At 60.8% G+C, this 14,982-nt stretch carries 18 protein-coding genes; 5 read left to right on the forward strand and 13 right to left on the reverse strand.

The genetic code is table 11. The features are described from left to right. Positions 1 to 73: 73 nt before the first annotated feature. The 6 genes from YQ44_RS23160 to tyrS form a co-directional block, all read right to left on the reverse strand. Positions 74 to 307, reverse strand: coding sequence for a helix-turn-helix domain-containing protein (locus YQ44_RS23160; protein ID WP_008445162.1), 234 nt, complete (start codon positions 305 to 307; stop codon positions 74 to 76). A gap of 178 nt (positions 308 to 485) precedes the next feature. Further along, positions 486 to 1,478 carry a tRNA dihydrouridine synthase DusB gene (dusB, locus tag YQ44_RS23165; RefSeq protein WP_071326710.1) on the reverse strand — a complete coding sequence of 331 codons (993 nt, stop codon included), beginning with the start codon at positions 1,476 to 1,478 and terminating at the stop codon, positions 486 to 488. Between the two features lie 198 nt (positions 1,479 to 1,676). Next, positions 1,677 to 2,321 (reverse strand): histidine phosphatase family protein, encoded by a 645-nt coding sequence (locus YQ44_RS23170; protein ID WP_071325396.1) that lies wholly within the window; start codon positions 2,319 to 2,321, stop codon positions 1,677 to 1,679. Continuing rightward, positions 2,318 to 2,959, reverse strand: a complete 642-nt coding sequence (locus YQ44_RS23175) for a YbhB/YbcL family Raf kinase inhibitor-like protein (protein ID WP_071325397.1) — start codon at positions 2,957 to 2,959, stop codon at positions 2,318 to 2,320. Before YQ44_RS23175 ends, YQ44_RS23170 begins: the two co-directional genes overlap by 4 nt. 130 nt (positions 2,960 to 3,089) lie before the next feature. Next, a complete protein-coding gene (dtd, locus tag YQ44_RS23180; RefSeq protein WP_071325398.1) occupies positions 3,090 to 3,536 on the reverse strand; it encodes a D-aminoacyl-tRNA deacylase in 447 nt (148 codons plus the stop codon). Then, the gene (gene tyrS, locus YQ44_RS23185; protein WP_071325399.1) at positions 3,533 to 4,798 is read right to left on the reverse strand and encodes a tyrosine--tRNA ligase; all 1,266 of its coding nucleotides are present in this window, start codon (positions 4,796 to 4,798) and stop codon (positions 3,533 to 3,535) included. Before tyrS ends, dtd begins: the two co-directional genes overlap by 4 nt. A 154-nt stretch (positions 4,799 to 4,952) precedes the next feature. Here tyrS and YQ44_RS23190 point away from each other — a divergent pair, with 154 nt between their 5' ends. Together YQ44_RS23190 and YQ44_RS23195 are read left to right on the forward strand one after the other, a co-directional pair. After that, a complete protein-coding gene (locus YQ44_RS23190) occupies positions 4,953 to 6,320 on the forward strand; it encodes a M23 family metallopeptidase (protein ID WP_071325400.1) in 1,368 nt (455 codons plus the stop codon). A gap of 150 nt (positions 6,321 to 6,470) precedes the next feature. Next, positions 6,471 to 7,565, forward strand: a complete 1,095-nt coding sequence (locus tag YQ44_RS23195; protein WP_071325401.1) for an anhydro-N-acetylmuramic acid kinase — start codon at positions 6,471 to 6,473, stop codon at positions 7,563 to 7,565. Positions 7,566 to 7,707: 142 nt separating this feature from the next. Here YQ44_RS23195 and erpA read toward each other — a convergent pair whose 3' ends face one another. From erpA to rplM, 5 genes are all read right to left on the reverse strand, one after another. Continuing rightward, complete coding sequence (gene erpA / locus YQ44_RS23200) at positions 7,708 to 8,070, reverse strand: iron-sulfur cluster insertion protein ErpA (RefSeq protein WP_029496047.1); 363 nt, start codon at positions 8,068 to 8,070, stop codon at positions 7,708 to 7,710. Between the two features lie 98 nt (positions 8,071 to 8,168). Then, positions 8,169 to 8,558 (reverse strand): bactofilin family protein, encoded by a 390-nt coding sequence (locus tag YQ44_RS23205; RefSeq protein WP_071326711.1) that lies wholly within the window; start codon positions 8,556 to 8,558, stop codon positions 8,169 to 8,171. A gap of 99 nt (positions 8,559 to 8,657) precedes the next feature. Beyond that, the gene (gene argC / locus YQ44_RS23210; protein ID WP_071325402.1) at positions 8,658 to 9,695 is read right to left on the reverse strand and encodes an N-acetyl-gamma-glutamyl-phosphate reductase; all 1,038 of its coding nucleotides are present in this window, start codon (positions 9,693 to 9,695) and stop codon (positions 8,658 to 8,660) included. Between the two features lie 168 nt (positions 9,696 to 9,863). Then, positions 9,864 to 10,256 (reverse strand): 30S ribosomal protein S9, encoded by a 393-nt coding sequence (gene rpsI / locus YQ44_RS23215; protein ID WP_010393285.1) that lies wholly within the window; start codon positions 10,254 to 10,256, stop codon positions 9,864 to 9,866. A 9-nt stretch (positions 10,257 to 10,265) separates the two neighbouring features. Then, positions 10,266 to 10,694: a 50S ribosomal protein L13 gene (gene rplM / locus YQ44_RS23220; protein WP_010393282.1), complete on the reverse strand. Its 429-nt coding sequence runs from the start codon at positions 10,692 to 10,694 to the stop codon at positions 10,266 to 10,268. Positions 10,695 to 10,919: 225 nt separating this feature from the next. Here rplM and YQ44_RS23225 point away from each other — a divergent pair, with 225 nt between their 5' ends. Beyond that, positions 10,920 to 11,348, forward strand: coding sequence for an OsmC family protein (locus tag YQ44_RS23225; protein ID WP_071325403.1), 429 nt, complete (start codon positions 10,920 to 10,922; stop codon positions 11,346 to 11,348). Positions 11,349 to 11,508: 160 nt separating this feature from the next. Here the strand turns inward: YQ44_RS23225 and coq7 are convergent, their stop codons facing one another. Beyond that, a complete protein-coding gene (gene coq7 / locus YQ44_RS23230; protein ID WP_071325404.1) occupies positions 11,509 to 12,153 on the reverse strand; it encodes a 2-polyprenyl-3-methyl-6-methoxy-1,4-benzoquinone monooxygenase in 645 nt (214 codons plus the stop codon). An 87-nt stretch (positions 12,154 to 12,240) separates the two neighbouring features. Next, positions 12,241 to 12,672 carry a hypothetical protein gene (locus YQ44_RS23235; RefSeq protein WP_071325405.1) on the reverse strand — a complete coding sequence of 144 codons (432 nt, stop codon included), beginning with the start codon at positions 12,670 to 12,672 and terminating at the stop codon, positions 12,241 to 12,243. A gap of 148 nt (positions 12,673 to 12,820) precedes the next feature. Here YQ44_RS23235 and YQ44_RS23240 point away from each other — a divergent pair, with 148 nt between their 5' ends. Then, positions 12,821 to 13,600 (forward strand): ATP-binding cassette domain-containing protein, encoded by a 780-nt coding sequence (locus tag YQ44_RS23240; RefSeq protein ID WP_071326712.1) that lies wholly within the window; start codon positions 12,821 to 12,823, stop codon positions 13,598 to 13,600. A 4-nt stretch (positions 13,601 to 13,604) separates the two neighbouring features. Beyond that, positions 13,605 to 14,801 carry an ABC transporter permease gene (locus YQ44_RS23245; protein WP_071325406.1) on the forward strand — a complete coding sequence of 399 codons (1,197 nt, stop codon included), beginning with the start codon at positions 13,605 to 13,607 and terminating at the stop codon, positions 14,799 to 14,801. The last annotated feature ends 181 nt before the right edge of the window (positions 14,802 to 14,982 follow it).

A 14,982-nucleotide genomic window follows, 5' to 3' on the forward strand; every position in this document is an offset into this window, starting at 1 on the left:
GTTCTTGGCGAATGGCGCAGGCCCGGGCCGGGCTGCGGCGGATTCAAATCTTGGCGTCACTTGCATGCCGGCATTACAGCAAACCGTGCTCCTGCAATTTCTTGCGCAGGGTATTGCGGTTGATGCCCAGCATCTGCGCGGCGTGCGACTGGTTGCCATCGGCGCGTGTCATCACGACTTCCAGGATGGGCTTTTCCACGGTCAGCACGACCATGTCGTAGATATTCGATGCTTGCTGTTCGCCCAGGTCATTGAAGTAATCTTCTAGACTTTTCTGTACGACTTCCTGAATGCTTTCTTTGCTCATTTTTATGCTTCAACCGGCTGAACACCTGACAATCCGCTGCCGCGTCGCTCATGCGGTCCGCGTGCTGCCGTCTTGTCTCGGTGTGTAATTAATATTGCATGACGCTCTGTATAGGCGCTCGCCCTTGTATTGCTTTTAACTTGCTGCTTAACTTATACGTAACTTTCTTGCTATCTGCTCATGCTGCCGTGGCCGCTTCTATCAGGCCACTTTCACTGGATTCGGCGAGGCGGTATTGTAACCGTTCGCCAAATTTCCATTGCGACTCAAAAAATTGATCGACGGCCAGCAACTGCGCTTCCGTCGACTCGAGCAAGTTCATTTGCTGTCGGAACGCTTCGCCGCCTTCCAGATCTTTCACATACCAGCCGATGTGCTTGCGCGCCGTGCGCACGCCGAGAAATTCGCCATAAAACGCGTAGTGGGCGCGCAAATGCTCATCCATCAGTGTGCGCACTTCATCCACGTACGGCGCCGGCAGCAAGGTGCCGGTACGCAGGAAATGATCGATTTCACGGCAAATCCACGGCCGGCCCTGCGCCGCGCGGCCGATCATGACGGCATCGGCGCCTGTTTGATCCAGCACAAAACGGGCTTTTTCCGGGCTGGTAATGTCGCCATTGGCCACCACGGGAATGCCCACCGATGCTTTCACGGCAGCAATGGTTTCATATTCAGCATCGCCTTTGTAGCCATCGGCGCGCGTGCGGCCGTGCAAGGTCAGCATCTGGATGCCGGCCTGCTCGGCGATGCGGGCGATGGTCAGGGCGTTCTTGTTGGAACGGTTCCAGCCCGTGCGAAATTTCAGGGTGACGGGCACGTCGACGGCGTTGACGACGGCATGCAAAATCTTCTCGACCAGGCTTTCATCTTGCAGCAGGGCCGAACCGCACCAGCTGTTGCACACCTTCTTCACGGGGCAACCCATGTTGATGTCGATGATCTGCGCGCCCCGGTCCACATTGAACTTGGCGCAGTCGGCCAGGTCTTGCGGATCGGCGCCGGCGATCTGCACGGCTTTCGGCTCCATTTCGCCCTCATGGTCCGTGCGGCGCGAACTTTTTTCCGTCGCCCACAGGCGCGGATTCGACGCCGCCATCTCCGACACGGCATAGCCTGCCCCCAGCTGCTTGCACAACTGGCGGAAAGGCCGATCCGTCACGCCGGCCATGGGAGCGACGAAAACGTTGTTGCGCAGAATGTGAGGGCCGATTTGCACTGAAGAACCTGGAATGGACGGAGGAACCTGCTATTTTAACCGATTCCCTGCCTAATTAATAAGCACTATTTTTTCGCTTCAGTGCGCCAGGGCGTGCATCGCGCTTGTGCAGCACAGCAAAATGGGGCCGTGGCGGCACTGGCCCCGCTCTTAGCCCAGCTCGTCCATTGCGGGCGCGCTCAGGTGTTCGATATTTCCCCAGTGCACTAAATGCAGCTTGCCGTCCGCGTACGAAAAGCGGTTCACACTGGCATTTTTCACCTGGAAATCACGTGGACTGTCGAGCGTCATGCCAACCGCCTCGCGGTAAGCGCACTCGAGCACGCCGCCGTGCGCCACGATGGCGATCGTCTGGCCGTCATGCTGCTGGGCCCAGCGGGCGATGGCGCCATTCGCGCGCGCATAGAACTGGCGAAAGCTTTCGGCCTGGCGCTCGCCGGACGGCATCACGGCGTCGATCTGGCGCGATTGCCATTGCGCATACTCGTGCGGATAGCGCGCGGCGATGTCCGCATACAGCAAGCCTTCGAAGGCGCCATAGCAGCGCTCGCGCAGCAAGGGGTCTGCCTGCACCGGCAACTGCTGCACGTCGGCCACGGCTTGCGCCGTCTGCTGCGCGCGTTGCAGATCGCTGGCGATGATGGCGGCCAGCGGCTCGTCAGCCAGCGCCTGCCCCAGCGCGGCCGCCTGCGCCAGGCCCGCCTCGTTCAGGGCGATGTCGATATGGCCCTGCAGGCGGCGGTCCGCATTCCAGGCCGTTTCGCCATGGCGTATCAATAAAATGGTTGTGCTCATGTTTTCAAGGTAAGTGCCAGCTCGGGGTTGAGCGAGTAGGCGACGACGAGTTGCGCTTCGTCAAGAATGTGGCCGTAAATGGCAGCGTAGGCTTGCTGCCCCGTAAAACGCTCGGGCAAGTCCAGACGCGGCACGTCGAGCGCATACAGGCGGAAGATATAGTGGTGGATGCGTTCGTCATTCCACGGCGGACACGGGCCATCGTAGCCATAATAGTCGCCTGCCATGGCGGCATCGCCGGCAAACCAGCCCGTGTAGTCGTTGAGACCCTGGCGCAATTGCAGCGGTCCGCCTGCGGCCGTCTTGCCATGGGGCGTGATGCCGCTGGAAAACTCGCCAGCGGCAATGGCCCGCATGGCCAGGGGAATATCGAGCAAGCTCCAGTGGTAAAAGTCGCCGCGCGGCGCGGCCAGCGGCAAGGTCCGGTCGTCGCGGTTGACGAGGCTGGCGTCCTGCGGCGCATCGGGGTCGATGCAGAACAACACCAGCGACTCGGTGCCATTCGGCACCTCGTCCCAGGCCAGGTGGGGATTGCGGTTGCCGGCAAGGCGCACGCGGCTGGCCGGATCGATCTCGGCAAAAGCATATTCGGCCGGCATCAGGCCGCCATCACGAAAGGTCTCGCTCCACAACTTCATCGCTTGCTCCTCTTTATAATTATAATTTCAGCAACAAACCATGGCGAGCGGCAGCCAGTCGGGGCCGAGAAGCGCAACTGTGCCGAAGCACAGGAGCATCGCAGGCCGCACATGGCGACGCGCAGCAGGTTTATTTGGCATTTACTTGCAGCCAGAACGTGACGGGCCCGTCATTCGTCAGCGACACCTGCATGTCGGCGCCGAACTGCCCCGTTTGCACGGTCGCATGGCGGCTGCGCGCCTGTTCCACGAAATGCGTGAACAGGCGCAAGCCGTCCTGCGGCGCGGCGGCCGGCGTGAACGACGGGCGCGTGCCGGACTTGGTGTCGGCCGCCAGCGTGAACTGCGGCACCAGCAGCAAGCCGCCGGCCACGTCCGTCACGCTGCGGTTCATCTTGCCCACCGCGTCGGCAAAGACGCGGTAACCGAGCAACTTGGCCAGCAAGGCATCCGCTTCCTTCTCCGTATCGCCGCGCTCGGCGCACACGAGCACCATCAGGCCCCCGTCGATGGCGCCGATGGTGGCGCCGGCAACATCGACCTTCGCCTGCGTGACGCGCTGCAGCAGCGCGATCATGCCGTCAAGGTGACGCGCGCAAACTTGCGCTTGCCAACTTGCAACACCAGCACGCCCGCCGCCACTTGCAAGCCCTTGTCGCTGATGACGGTGCCGTCGATGCGCACGCCGCCCTGCTCGATCATGCGCATGGCTTCCGACGTCGACGGGCACAGGCCTGCCTGTTTCAGCAATTGCGGGATGCCCAGCGGCGCGCCGGCCAGCGTCACTTCCGGGATATCGTCGGGAATGCCGCCCTTCGAGCGGTTGACGAAGTCGGCCAGCGCATCTTCCGCCGCCTGCTGCGAGTGGAAGCGGGCGACGATTTCTTGCGCCAGCGCAACCTTGGCGTCGCGCGGATTGCGGCCGCCTTCCACTTCGCTCTTCAGCTGCGCCAGTTCGGCGATCGAGCGCCACGACAGCAGCTCGTAGTAGCGCCACATCATGACGTCGGAAATGCTCATCAGCTTGGCGAACATGGTGTTGCCCGGTTCCGTGATGCCGATGTAATTGTTCTTCGACTTGGACATTTTTTCCACGCCGTCCAAACCTTCCAGCAGCGGCATGGTCAAAATACACTGCTGTTCCTGTCCGTACTGCTTTTGCAGTTCGCGGCCCACGAGCAGGTTGAACTTCTGGTCCGTGCCGCCCAGTTCCAGGTCCGACTTCAGGGCCACCGAATCGTAGCCCTGCATCAGCGGGTACAGGAATTCATGCACGGAAATAGGAATGCCGCCCTGGAAGCGCTTGGTGAAGTCGTCGCGCTCGATCATGCGCGCCACCGTGTAGTGGGAAGCGAGCTGGATGATGCCGCGCGCGCCCAGCGGATCGCACCATTCCGAGTTATAGCGGATTTCGGTCTTGCTGGCGTCCAACACTAAAGATGCTTGCGCGAAATACGTCATCGCGTTAATCTCGATCTGTTCCTTGGTCAGCGGCGGGCGCGTGACGTTGCGGCCCGAAGGGTCGCCGATCATGGAAGTAAAATCGCCGATCAGGAAAATGACTTGATGGCCGAGGTTTTGCAGCTGGCGCATCTTGTTCAGTACCACGGTATGGCCCAGATGCAAGTCGGGTGCAGTCGGGTCCAGGCCCAGTTTGATGCGCAGCGGAACGCCCGTTTTCTCGGAGCGTGCTAATTTTTGCGCAAATTCGCTTTCGATCAAGAGTTCGTCGACGCCACGCTTGGTAATCGCGAGGGCTTCTTGTACTCTGTCCGACAGCGGAAGCGCGGTCTGAGCTGCGTTAGCCTTTGTAGGCGATGCGGTGGTGTTGATTTCCATAAAATTTGACTGTAGATCTCAAAATGGTAGTAGGTTTGCGGAGTTTGCTATAATGCTCGATCCCATCAATCTTGCCGTATGAAAACGAATCAAAATAACAATAACAAAGAGCGCTAGTTCAGGTATCGTTCAAGGGCAAATTTTAACTGATTGCATGAACCCTATACATAAAATCACAGGCTCACGCTTGTACACACAGCTGGCGACGACACGCAAGGCACGCATTATTGGCGTGTCGGCAGTGCTGCTCGCCGTGGTCGCCTTCGGCGCGGCCGGTGTGGCCCCGCTGGCGCCCGACGCGTCCGACCTGCCGGTCAAGTCGATCGCCCAGAACCTGGAAATGCCTGACCTCGCCTCGCAAATTTCCGCGATGGAACAGGTAGACCAGAATTTCACCCACGAAGAAAAAGTCCGCGCCGGCGATACCCTCGCCACCCTGCTGACCCGTCTCGGCGTGGATGATGCGGCGGCCGCCAATTTCATCAAGACCGACAAGATCGCGCGCGGCGTGATGTTGCTGAAATCGGGCAAGCGCGTGCAAGCGCAAACGTCCGAAAACGGCGACCTCAACTGGATGCGCGCCACGCTTGTCGACGGCACCGACAAATCGGTCAAGAACATCCTGATCACCCGCAAGGGCGACAAGTTCGTGGCCACGGAAGTGGCAGCCCAGCTGGAACGCCGCGTTGAAATGCACGCGCGCAAGATTACCTCCACCCTGTTCGCCGCCACCGACTCCAGCCTGGACGGCACCCGCCTGCCAGACTCGATTTCCGCGCAAATCGTGGAAATGTTCTCCACCAATATCGACTTCCGCTCCGACCTGAAACGCGGCGACTCGTTTAATGTTGTCTACGAAACGTTCTGGCAAGATGGCGAATTCGTCCGAGCGGGCCGCATCCTGGCCGGTGAATTCACCAACCGCGGCACGACTTACCAGTCCGTTTGGTTCGAAGACCCAGCCAGCAAGCAAGGCGGCGGTTACTACAGTTTCGACGGCAAGTCCCTCAAAAAAGCCTTCCTGAAATCCCCCCTCGAATTTTCCCGCATCTCGTCCGGCTTCTCCATGCGCGTGCACCCGATTTCCGGCAACTGGAAAGCGCATAAAGGCATCGATTTCGCTGCAGCAACGGGCACGCCTATCCGCGCTTCGGGCGACGGCGTGGTCGATTCCGTCGGCATGCAAAACGGCTACGGCAATGTTGTTGTCCTGAAACACTGGGCCAACTACACGACGGCCTACGCCCACATGAGCCGCTTCGCTTCCGGCCTGAAAAAAGGCCAGAAAGTGAGCCAGGGCGATGTGATCGGCTACGTCGGCACCACCGGCTGGTCGACGGGCGCCCACTTGCACTATGAATTCCGCGTCGGCGGCGTGGCGCAAGACCCAAGCAAGCTGAACGTACAAGCACAGGCGCCGCTGACGGCCGCCGAGCTGAGCCGCTTCCGCATGGTGTCGGCCGACATGATGCACCGCTTCACCCTGCTGCGTCCGAACGACACGGCACTGGCGTCGCGCTAAGCGACACTGCCTTCGGGCAATAGACTAAGGCACCGCCCATGCAGATGGCCGGTGCCTTTGTTTTTTGTGCGCGTGCTTCCCGTGCGCTTTTGCGTACGGCACAAATGCGGCACAATCCATACCATCACTTACGCACGCGAGGAAACACCCATGCTGTATATCGGTTTAATGTCTGGCACCAGCCTGGATGGCGTCGATGGCGCGCTGGTCGACTTTTCTGACGATGGCGGCGTGCGCAGCCTGGGCGAGGCGTATATTGCCTTTCCCGCCAGCCTGCGCGCCGACCTGATGGCGCTGCAAGGCGCGGGGCACGATGAAATCGAACGCGAGGCGCTGGCCGCCAACGCGCTGGTGCGCCATTACGCCGACTGCGTCGCCGTGCTGCTCGATAATGCGGGCATCGGCCCGGACGCCATCGCCGCCATCGGCGCGCATGGCCAGACCATCCGCCACCGTCCCGAACTGGGATTTACGCGCCAGTTGAACAATCCGGCCCTGCTGGCCGAACTGACGGGCATCGACGTCATCGCCGACTTGCGCAGCCGCGACGTGGCGGCCGGCGGCCAGGGCGCGCCGCTGGTACCCGCCTTTCACCAGGCCGTCTTCAATGCGCCCGGCCACACGCGCGTGGTAGCCAATATCGGCGGCATCGGCAATATCAGCGTGCTGCATGCGGATGGCACGGTGACGGGCTACGATACGGGCCCCGGCAACGCGCTGATGGATGGCTGGGTCTTGCAACACCTGGGACAGCCCTACGACGCCAACGGCGCCTGGGCCGCCACGGGCAAAGTCTTGCCTGCCCTGCTGGCCGAGCTGCTCAATGAAGCGTATTTTGCCTTGCCGGCGCCGAAAAGCACGGGCCGCGACCTGTTCCACGCCGAGTGGCTCAACAGCAAACTGGCCAGCCACCCCGGCGCCAGCCCCGCCGACGTGCAAGCCACGCTGACCCAGCTGACGGCCGCCAGCCTGGCGCACGCCATCGCGCGCGATGGGGCGCAGGCGGAAACCGTGTATGTGTGCGGCGGCGGCGCGCAGAACGCCAGCCTGATGGCGGCCCTGGCCCGCGCATTGCCGGGCATGGCGGTGGCATCGACGGCAGCGCTGGGCGTGGCGCCCAGCCAGGTCGAGGCGCTGGCATTCGCCTGGCTGGCCTGGCGCTTTACACAGCGCAAGCCGGGCAACTTGCCGGCCGTGACGGGAGCGAAGGGACTGCGGGTGCTCGGCGCGCTGTATCCGCGTTAACAAGGAACAAGCGTTTCAGAAACACAAATAGCGGATCATCGATCCGCTATTTTCTTACCTGCCCAACATTCTTACAAGCGTGCCTGAACAATGTTCAGGGCAAGTCCATGCAATGCCGCCATGGGCACTTTTTCAGGCGTGCTTATACCGAGAACGAGGAACCGCAACCGCAGGTCGACGTTGCAGTCGGATTCTTGATCACGAATTGCGCGCCTTCCAGGTCATCCTTGTAGTCGATTTCCGCGCCGACCAGGTACTGGTAGCTCATGGAATCAATCAACAGCTGGACGCCGTTCTTGACCATGGTGGTGTCATCTTCATTGACGATTTCATCGAAGGTGAAGCCGTACTGGAAGCCGGAACAGCCGCCACCCTGCACGAACACGCGCAATTTCAGGTCGGGATTGCCTTCTTCTTCGATCAGCTGCGCGACTTTTTCGGCGGCGCTATCGGTAAAGATAATAGGCGAAGGGATCACATCTTGCATTTCAGCGACGGCATTCATATCAGGCACTCCTACTAGAAAACATTAAGTCATTATAGACTGTTGGCGCAACTCGCGCTGCCGCTGCCGCTGATGCGGCTGGACGGTGTTGTTCCTGCTCACATTTCCGACACGGCCAGGTGCAGCACGGGGTCGGCGCTGTCGTGGCGACTCAGCTTGCCCTGCACCAATGCGCCGCTGTGCATTTCCAGCACCTTGTAATAGACCTCACCTACAATGCGGGCTTTCGGCTGGATTTCAAGCATTTCGGACACGTACACGGGGCCATTGATCTCGCCGCTGACGACCAGGCACGAACAGCGCACTTCGCCGTCGATGCGGCCCGCTTCGCCCAGCACCACATACGTGGGTTCGCCCGACTCGCCCGTGACGTTGCCGCGCACATGGCCATCGATGCGCAAGCCGCCGCAAAACAGCAAGTCGCCCTCGATCCGCGTCGAGGCGCCGATCAGGGTGTCGATGGGGTTTTTCGCATTGCGCTCGAACATGAACGTCATCCTATCCGGGGTACGCGGCAGTCCAATTTATCACAGGTCCGGCAAAAAGGCGCCGGACCTGCGCAAGCACTGGTGCCTATATGCCCATATTTAAGGCATCACGGCGATATGTTGCAAACCAGCCGTTTCCTTCAAGCCAAACATCAAGTTCATGCATTGCACGGCCTGGCCCGACGCGCCCTTGACCAGGTTATCCTGCACGACGAGCACGATGACGGTGTTGCCGCCTTCAGGACGGTGCAAGGCCAGGCGCAGCATGTTCGAGCCGCGCGTGGAGCGGGTTTCCGGATGCGAGCCGAATGGCATGACGTCGACGAAAGGCTCGTCCTTGTATTGCTCTTCGAACAAGGCTTGCAATTCGTCATTACTGACGTCCTTGCTCAACTGCGCGTACAGGGTCGAATGCATGCCGCGTATCATCGGCACCAGGTGCGGCGTGAAGGTCAGCGCCACTTTCTCGTCCGTGAAACGCTGCAATTGCGCCGTCGTTTCCGGCAGGTGGCGGTGGCCGGCCACGCCATAGGCCTTGAAACTGTCGCTGCTTTCCGAGAACAGGATGCCGATTTCCGCCTTGCGGCCGGCGCCGGACACGCCCGACTTGCAGTCGGCGATCAAGCCGCCCGCATTGACGAGGCCCGCCTTCAGCAGCGGGTAAAAGCCCAGCTGCATGGTGGTCGGGTAGCAGCCGGGGTTGGCGACCAGCCTGGCCTGCTTGATATCGTCGCGGTTCAGTTCCGGCAAGCCATACACGGCCTGGGCTATCAGCTCGGGTGCCGTGTGGAGAATCTTGTACCACTGCTCGAACTTGGCCTGGTCCTTCAGGCGGAAGTCGGCGGCCAGGTCGATCACTTTCACGCCCGCGGCCAACAGGGCCGGCGCTTGCGCCATCGCAACACCATGCGGGGTGGCAAAGAAGACCACGTCGCACTGCTCCAGATTGGCTTTATCGGGCGAGGAAAACGCCAGTTTCACGTGGCCGCGCAGGGAAGGATACATGTCGGCAACGGGCAAGCCATCTTCCTTGCGCGAGGTAATCGCCGTCAACTCGACATCTGGATGGGTAGCGAGCAGGCGCAGCAACTCCACGCCCGTGTATCCAGTGCCGCCGACGATGCCAACTTTGATCATGTTCTTTCCTTGTGTATATATTGCATAGAGATGGAGGGGAAACGGTCCCCGCGGGTTTTCCGCGTATTTTACAGCGCAACGCAGAGTCACGCTGAAATGCAAAAAAGCCGCGGGACCGAAGTCCAGCGGCTTTTCGACCAGCACCGGGAAGGTGCTGCAGCGTAAAAATTAACGCTTCGAGAATTGTTTTGCGCGACGTGCTTTGCGCAGACCAACTTTTTTACGCTCGACTTCACGTGCATCGCGGGTCACGAAGCCGGCTTTTGCCAGTTCCGGTTTCAACGCTGCATCGTAGTCGATCAGAGCGCGGGTGATGCCGTGACGAACTGCACCAGCCTGGCCCGACTCACCGCCGCCATGGACGTTGACTTTGATGTCGAAACGCTCGACATTGCCGGTCAGTTCCAGTGGTTGACGGATGACCATCAGACCCGTTTCGCGCGAAAAGTATTCGTTTGCTGGTTTGCCGTTAACAACGATCAAGCCTGTGCCAACTTTGATAAAAACCCGAGCCACTGCACTTTTGCGACGGCCGGTTCCATAATTGTAATTACCGATCATGTCAGTTCCTTAGAGAACAAGTGCTTTAGGTTGCTGAGCAGCGTGCGGATGGGAACCTTCCGCGTACACTTTCAGCTTCTTGATCATTGCGTAGCCGAGTGGGCCTTTAGGCAGCATGCCTTTGACCGCTTTCTCAAGCGCGCGACCTGGAAAACGCTGTTGCATTTTCTGGAAGTTGGTTTCGTAGATGCCGCCTGGATAGCCAGAGTGACGGTAGTAAATTTTCTCAGTAGCTTTGGTACCGGTCACACGCAGTTTGCCTGCGTTGATGACGACGATGAAGTCGCCGGTATCGACGTGAGGAGTAAATTCTGGTTTGTGTTTGCCGCGCAGTCGGAGTGCCACTTCGCTGGCAACACGTCCGAGGACTTTGTCCGTCGCGTCAACCACGAACCAATCGCGCTGGACTTCATGTCCTTTAGCGGAAAATGTTTTCATGTTGACTTCCTAATAGATTACACGCTCAAATGGTGGTTCCGCCGATGTTGCTGTGCGGACTCTGCCTTATTTACTTTTCCTGAGCGAACGGAAAGCCGACAAGTATAAGCGGCTTTGCCTTGCCGCGTCAAGCCGCAATCGAGGCCGGCTGCGGCCCGGCGGGCGGCACATGGACGGGCGTTCCTCTATTACAATACAAAACGCTTACAATTTTCGGAGAGTACGATGGAATGCAAAGTCAGCTGGAATGGCCCGTCGGGCATGAGTTTTCGGGCAGAAACGGGTTCCGGCCACCTGGTGACCATGGATGGCGCGCCCGATGGCGGCGGCCACAACCTGGCGCCACGCCCCATGGAAATGGTCTTGCTGGGCACGGGCGGCTGCACCGCCTATGACGTGGTGCTGATCCTGAAACGGGGACGCGAGGCCGTCAGCGGCTGCGAAGTGACGCTAAAGGCCGACCGCGCCGAGACCGACCCGAAAGTGTTTACCAAGATCCACTTCCACTTCACCGTGCGGGGAAAAGCCCTGAAACCGACGGCCGTGGAACGGGCCGTGGCCTTGTCGCATGACAAATATTGCTCGGCGTCTATCATGCTGGCGAAAACCGCCGAGATTACGCATTCCTTCGAGATCATCGAAGAAAGCGCCTGACCAAACCTACTGCGCGTCGGTATAGGCGGCCTGCGATGCTCACCGTGCCCTTGCACGGTTGCGCTTCTCGACCACCTCTCCCTTCCGCTCGCTACGGTTTTGTCAGGCGTTTCACGGCTCGGGCATGCATAAAAAAGGCGCTCTTCAGAGCGCCTTTGTTTTAAATGTAATACGCGGTTTTCGTCATCACCTTGCCCATGATGCCCATCAGCGCCTTCACCGGCGCCGGGGTGTCGATGGCGCCCAGGCGCTGGGCGGCGGCGCCGTGCTCGACCTCGTCGATGGCCATCTGCTTGACGATGGCGCGCGATTTGGCGTCCTGCGGCGGCAATTCTTCCAGGTGGCTGGCCAGGTGCGCCTCCACCTGGCGCTCCGTTTCCACCACAAATCCCAGGCTGCGGCCGTCGCCCATGCGCGCGGCGATGGTGCCCAGCGCAAACGATCCCGCATACCACAGGGGATTGAGCAGGCTCAGACGCGAGCCCAGCTCCGTCAGGCGCTGCGCCGTCCAGGCCAGGTGGTCTTCCTCTTCGCGGCCCGCCTCGTCGAACTGGGCGCGGATGGCCGGGCTGTGCGCATAGCGCGCCTGCGAGTTGTACAAGGCTTGCGCGCAGACTTCACCGACATGGTTGACGCGCATCAAACCGGCGCTGTGGCGCTGCTCGGCCGCGCTCAGTTCCGCGTCCGGCGCATGCGCGGCCGGCGAAGGGCGCGAGGCGGACGCCACGCCCGCCATGACGCGCAAGGCCTTGTCGGCGCCGACAATCAAACGATCCAGGGGGTGAAAGTAGCGGTTCGCGGTCATCGTGGCTATGCTCATGAGTAGGAAAACATGAATTATAGGACGATCGCGGCCCGGCATGCCCACGTCGCGCGCAGGGCGAACGGGGCTTTATTGACTTGTGCGCGCTTTTTCCCGCTCGATCCAGTCCACCACGGGACCGACGGCGTCGAGGCCGGACAGGCTTTTCGCCACGCCCAGGTTCAGCGAAATGAGGAAGGAAATGCTGTCGACGGGAATATCGGGGCAATGCTGGCCGAAGGCGGCCAGGAAGCGCTCCGATTGCAGCACGCGCAAGACTTTTTCGCCGCTCATGAATTGCAGCACGCTGGCAATGCTGTGCCCGCCACCAATCGAGTGGTAAATGAACCGGTTGTAACGGGCGTCGATCTGCTTGAAATCGAGCGTTTCCTCCGTCATCAGGCCGGCCAGGTAATACAGGCCCAGGCTGACGCGAAAGAAACCGATGGCTTCGGCACTGGTCATGCCGGCGCGCGCCACGGCCAGCACCCTGTCCTGCATCGCCTGATCGATCGTTTGCATTGCACTCTCCCGCGCCGTCTGCCGGCGCCTACCGGGCCAGCTTGCATGAAGATGCTGTTTTTTTCAATAGACCAAACGATATTTCCATCTTGCAAGTTACATTTTTTGCATGCTACTCTCGTTCTTCCCCGTCGAATGGATGAATTACATGATTGAGGTCAAGCACCTGGCAAAACGTTTTCGCCTGCCGCCCCACAAGGGCAAGGCCGTGCGCGTCAGCGACCCGCGCGAGCATGACGGCTGGTTCCACGCCGTGCGCGACGTCAGTTTCAGCTGCGCTCCCGGTGAAGTGCTGGGCTTGCTGGGACCGAATGGGGCCGGCAAGACAACCACCCTGCGCCTGTTGTCGACGGCCTTGCAGGCGGACGCGGGCAGCGCCCTCGTCAACGGCGTCGACGTGCTGCAGCAGCCGCTGGTGGCGCGCCAGAGCATCGGCTTCCTGTCCGGCTCGACGGGCCTGTACGGCCGCCTGACGGCGCGCGAGAACGTGGAATACTTCGGCCGCCTGCACGGCATGCCGGCCCACAAGCTGAAACGCCGCTGCGACGAGCTGTTCGCCCTGCTGCAGATGGAGGAGTACGGCAGCAAGCGGGCCGACCAGCTGTCGACGGGCATGAAACAGAAGTGCGCAATCGCCCGCACCGTCGTGCATGAGCCGCAAGTGGTGATCCTCGACGAACCGACGACGGGCCTGGACGTGATGTCGGCGAAGATATTGCTCGACTTCATCGCCAGCTACAAGGCACTGCGCGTGCCGCTGATCTTTTCCACCCACCACCTGCACGAGGTGGAAAAGCTGTGCGACCGGGTCTGCATCATCAACCGCGGCACCACGGCCTTCAACGGCACGGTCGACGCGCTGCGCCATCTGGGCGGCAGCGCCGACCTGTACGACGCCTTTGTCAGCGTCATCAACCAGGGAGCCTGACGCCATGTGGACCATCTATCTGAAAGAATTGCTGGAACTGACGCGCGACCGCAAGACGCTGATCTTCACGATCCTCATTCCCATCTTCGCCATGCCGCTGATCTTTGGCGGCTTTGCCTATGTCTCGAGCAATATGTTCAAGAATGCCAAGACGGCGGAAATGCGCTACGCCCTGTTCGGCAAGGACCATTCACCGGGCCTGAGCGCGCGTTTCGCCCAGCAGCACAACCTGCGCGAAGTGCCGCTGGCCAGCGAGGCCGAGATACGCCGCGCCATCGGCGACGACAGCATCAAGTTCGCGCTGGTCATTCCGCCGCGCTTTGAAGATACCTTGCTGCAACAGGAACAGGCGAAGGTCACCTTGCATTACAACAGCGCCAGCACGGTCGATGTGACCCAGCAGCGGGTGCGCGAGATCGTCGACGCCTACAACGCCAGCCTGCGCGCCGACGCCCTGTCGGCGCTCAAGCTCAGCCCGGCCCAGCTGGCCTTCGCCCTCAACCCCATCGTGCTCGAGCGGCAATCGACGGCCGACGAGCGCGAGCAGATGGGCGCCATCATCGGCGGCATGGTGCCCTACCTGCTGCTGATGGTGTGCCTGACGGCGGCCATGTATCCGGCCATCGACCTGGGTGCCGGCGAAAAGGAACGGGGCACGCTGGAAACCCTGCTGCTGGCGCCCGTGCCGCGCAGCGCCATCGTGCTGGCCAAGTTCCTCGTGCTGTTTACCGTCGGCATGACCTCGGCCGTGCTGATGGTGGGCAGCATGGGCGCCCTGCTGGCCATCTTCGGCAGTTCGCTGGAAGGCCACATGGCCATCCTCGTGCATAGCATCGGCTTGCCCGACCTGGCCATGGTGACCCTGATGCTGGTGCCGACGGCCGCCATCTTCGCCTCGCTGCTGCTGTCGATCTCGATCTATGCGAAAAGCTACAAGGAAGCGGCCGGCCTGATCACGCCGCTGATGCTGTTTGTCATCCTGCCCACGGTGGCGGCCATGCTGCCCGGCGTCGAGCTGAACTGGATCTGGGCCATGGTGCCGCTGACGAATGTCTCGCTGGCCATGAAGGAGCTGGTGAAAGGCACCATGGATTACCGCATGTTCGGCGTGATCCTCGCCTCGACCACGGTCATCGCGGGCGCGCTGCTGATGCTGTGCCGCTGGTGGTTTAACCGGGAATCGGTTTTGTTCCGCAACTGACACTCACGCGGCGCGCCCGGAAAGGCCGGATCCGGCACGCCGTCCACCCCTGCCAATTGCACTCTGGGCACGCGAAAATGCCGTGTATCGCATGCAACTGCCCAGTACGTCTTAAATTCAATACAATGCCAGCATAGAGAAGCCCTGGACCGCCTGCCTGGCGCAGGGCCGCAACAGCATG

Origin of the sequence: Janthinobacterium sp. 1_2014MBL_MicDiv, from assembly GCF_001865675.1 — a bacterium.
Classification (GTDB): Bacteria; Pseudomonadota; Gammaproteobacteria; order Burkholderiales; family Burkholderiaceae_D; genus Janthinobacterium.

Excerpts from the sequence above, each read along its gene's own strand:
- YQ44_RS23160 (WP_008445162.1), bottom strand. The coding sequence starts at position 307 with ATGAGCAAAGAAAGCATTCAGGAAGTCGTACAGAAAAGTCTAGAAGAT.
- dusB (WP_071326710.1), bottom strand. The coding sequence starts at position 1,478 with ATGGCCGGCGTGACGGATCGGCCTTTCCGCCAGTTGTGCAAGCAGCTG.
- YQ44_RS23170 (WP_071325396.1), bottom strand. The coding sequence starts at position 2,321 with ATGAGCACAACCATTTTATTGATACGCCATGGCGAAACGGCCTGGAAT.
- YQ44_RS23175 (WP_071325397.1), bottom strand. The coding sequence starts at position 2,959 with ATGAAGTTGTGGAGCGAGACCTTTCGTGATGGCGGCCTGATGCCGGCC.
- dtd (WP_071325398.1), bottom strand. The coding sequence starts at position 3,536 with ATGATCGCGCTGCTGCAGCGCGTCACGCAGGCGAAGGTCGATGTTGCC.
- tyrS (WP_071325399.1), bottom strand. The coding sequence starts at position 4,798 with ATGGAAATCAACACCACCGCATCGCCTACAAAGGCTAACGCAGCTCAG.
- YQ44_RS23190 (WP_071325400.1), top strand. The coding sequence starts at position 4,953 with ATGAACCCTATACATAAAATCACAGGCTCACGCTTGTACACACAGCTG.
- YQ44_RS23195 (WP_071325401.1), top strand. The coding sequence starts at position 6,471 with ATGCTGTATATCGGTTTAATGTCTGGCACCAGCCTGGATGGCGTCGAT.
- erpA (WP_029496047.1), bottom strand. The coding sequence starts at position 8,070 with ATGAATGCCGTCGCTGAAATGCAAGATGTGATCCCTTCGCCTATTATC.
- YQ44_RS23205 (WP_071326711.1), bottom strand. The coding sequence starts at position 8,558 with ATGTTCGAGCGCAATGCGAAAAACCCCATCGACACCCTGATCGGCGCC.
- argC (WP_071325402.1), bottom strand. The coding sequence starts at position 9,695 with ATGATCAAAGTTGGCATCGTCGGCGGCACTGGATACACGGGCGTGGAG.
- rpsI (WP_010393285.1), bottom strand. The coding sequence starts at position 10,256 with ATGATCGGTAATTACAATTATGGAACCGGCCGTCGCAAAAGTGCAGTG.
- rplM (WP_010393282.1), bottom strand. The coding sequence starts at position 10,694 with ATGAAAACATTTTCCGCTAAAGGACATGAAGTCCAGCGCGATTGGTTC.
- YQ44_RS23225 (WP_071325403.1), top strand. The coding sequence starts at position 10,920 with ATGGAATGCAAAGTCAGCTGGAATGGCCCGTCGGGCATGAGTTTTCGG.
- coq7 (WP_071325404.1), bottom strand. The coding sequence starts at position 12,153 with ATGACCGCGAACCGCTACTTTCACCCCCTGGATCGTTTGATTGTCGGC.
- YQ44_RS23235 (WP_071325405.1), bottom strand. The coding sequence starts at position 12,672 with ATGCAAACGATCGATCAGGCGATGCAGGACAGGGTGCTGGCCGTGGCG.
- YQ44_RS23240 (WP_071326712.1), top strand. The coding sequence starts at position 12,821 with ATGATTGAGGTCAAGCACCTGGCAAAACGTTTTCGCCTGCCGCCCCAC.
- YQ44_RS23245 (WP_071325406.1), top strand. The coding sequence starts at position 13,605 with ATGTGGACCATCTATCTGAAAGAATTGCTGGAACTGACGCGCGACCGC.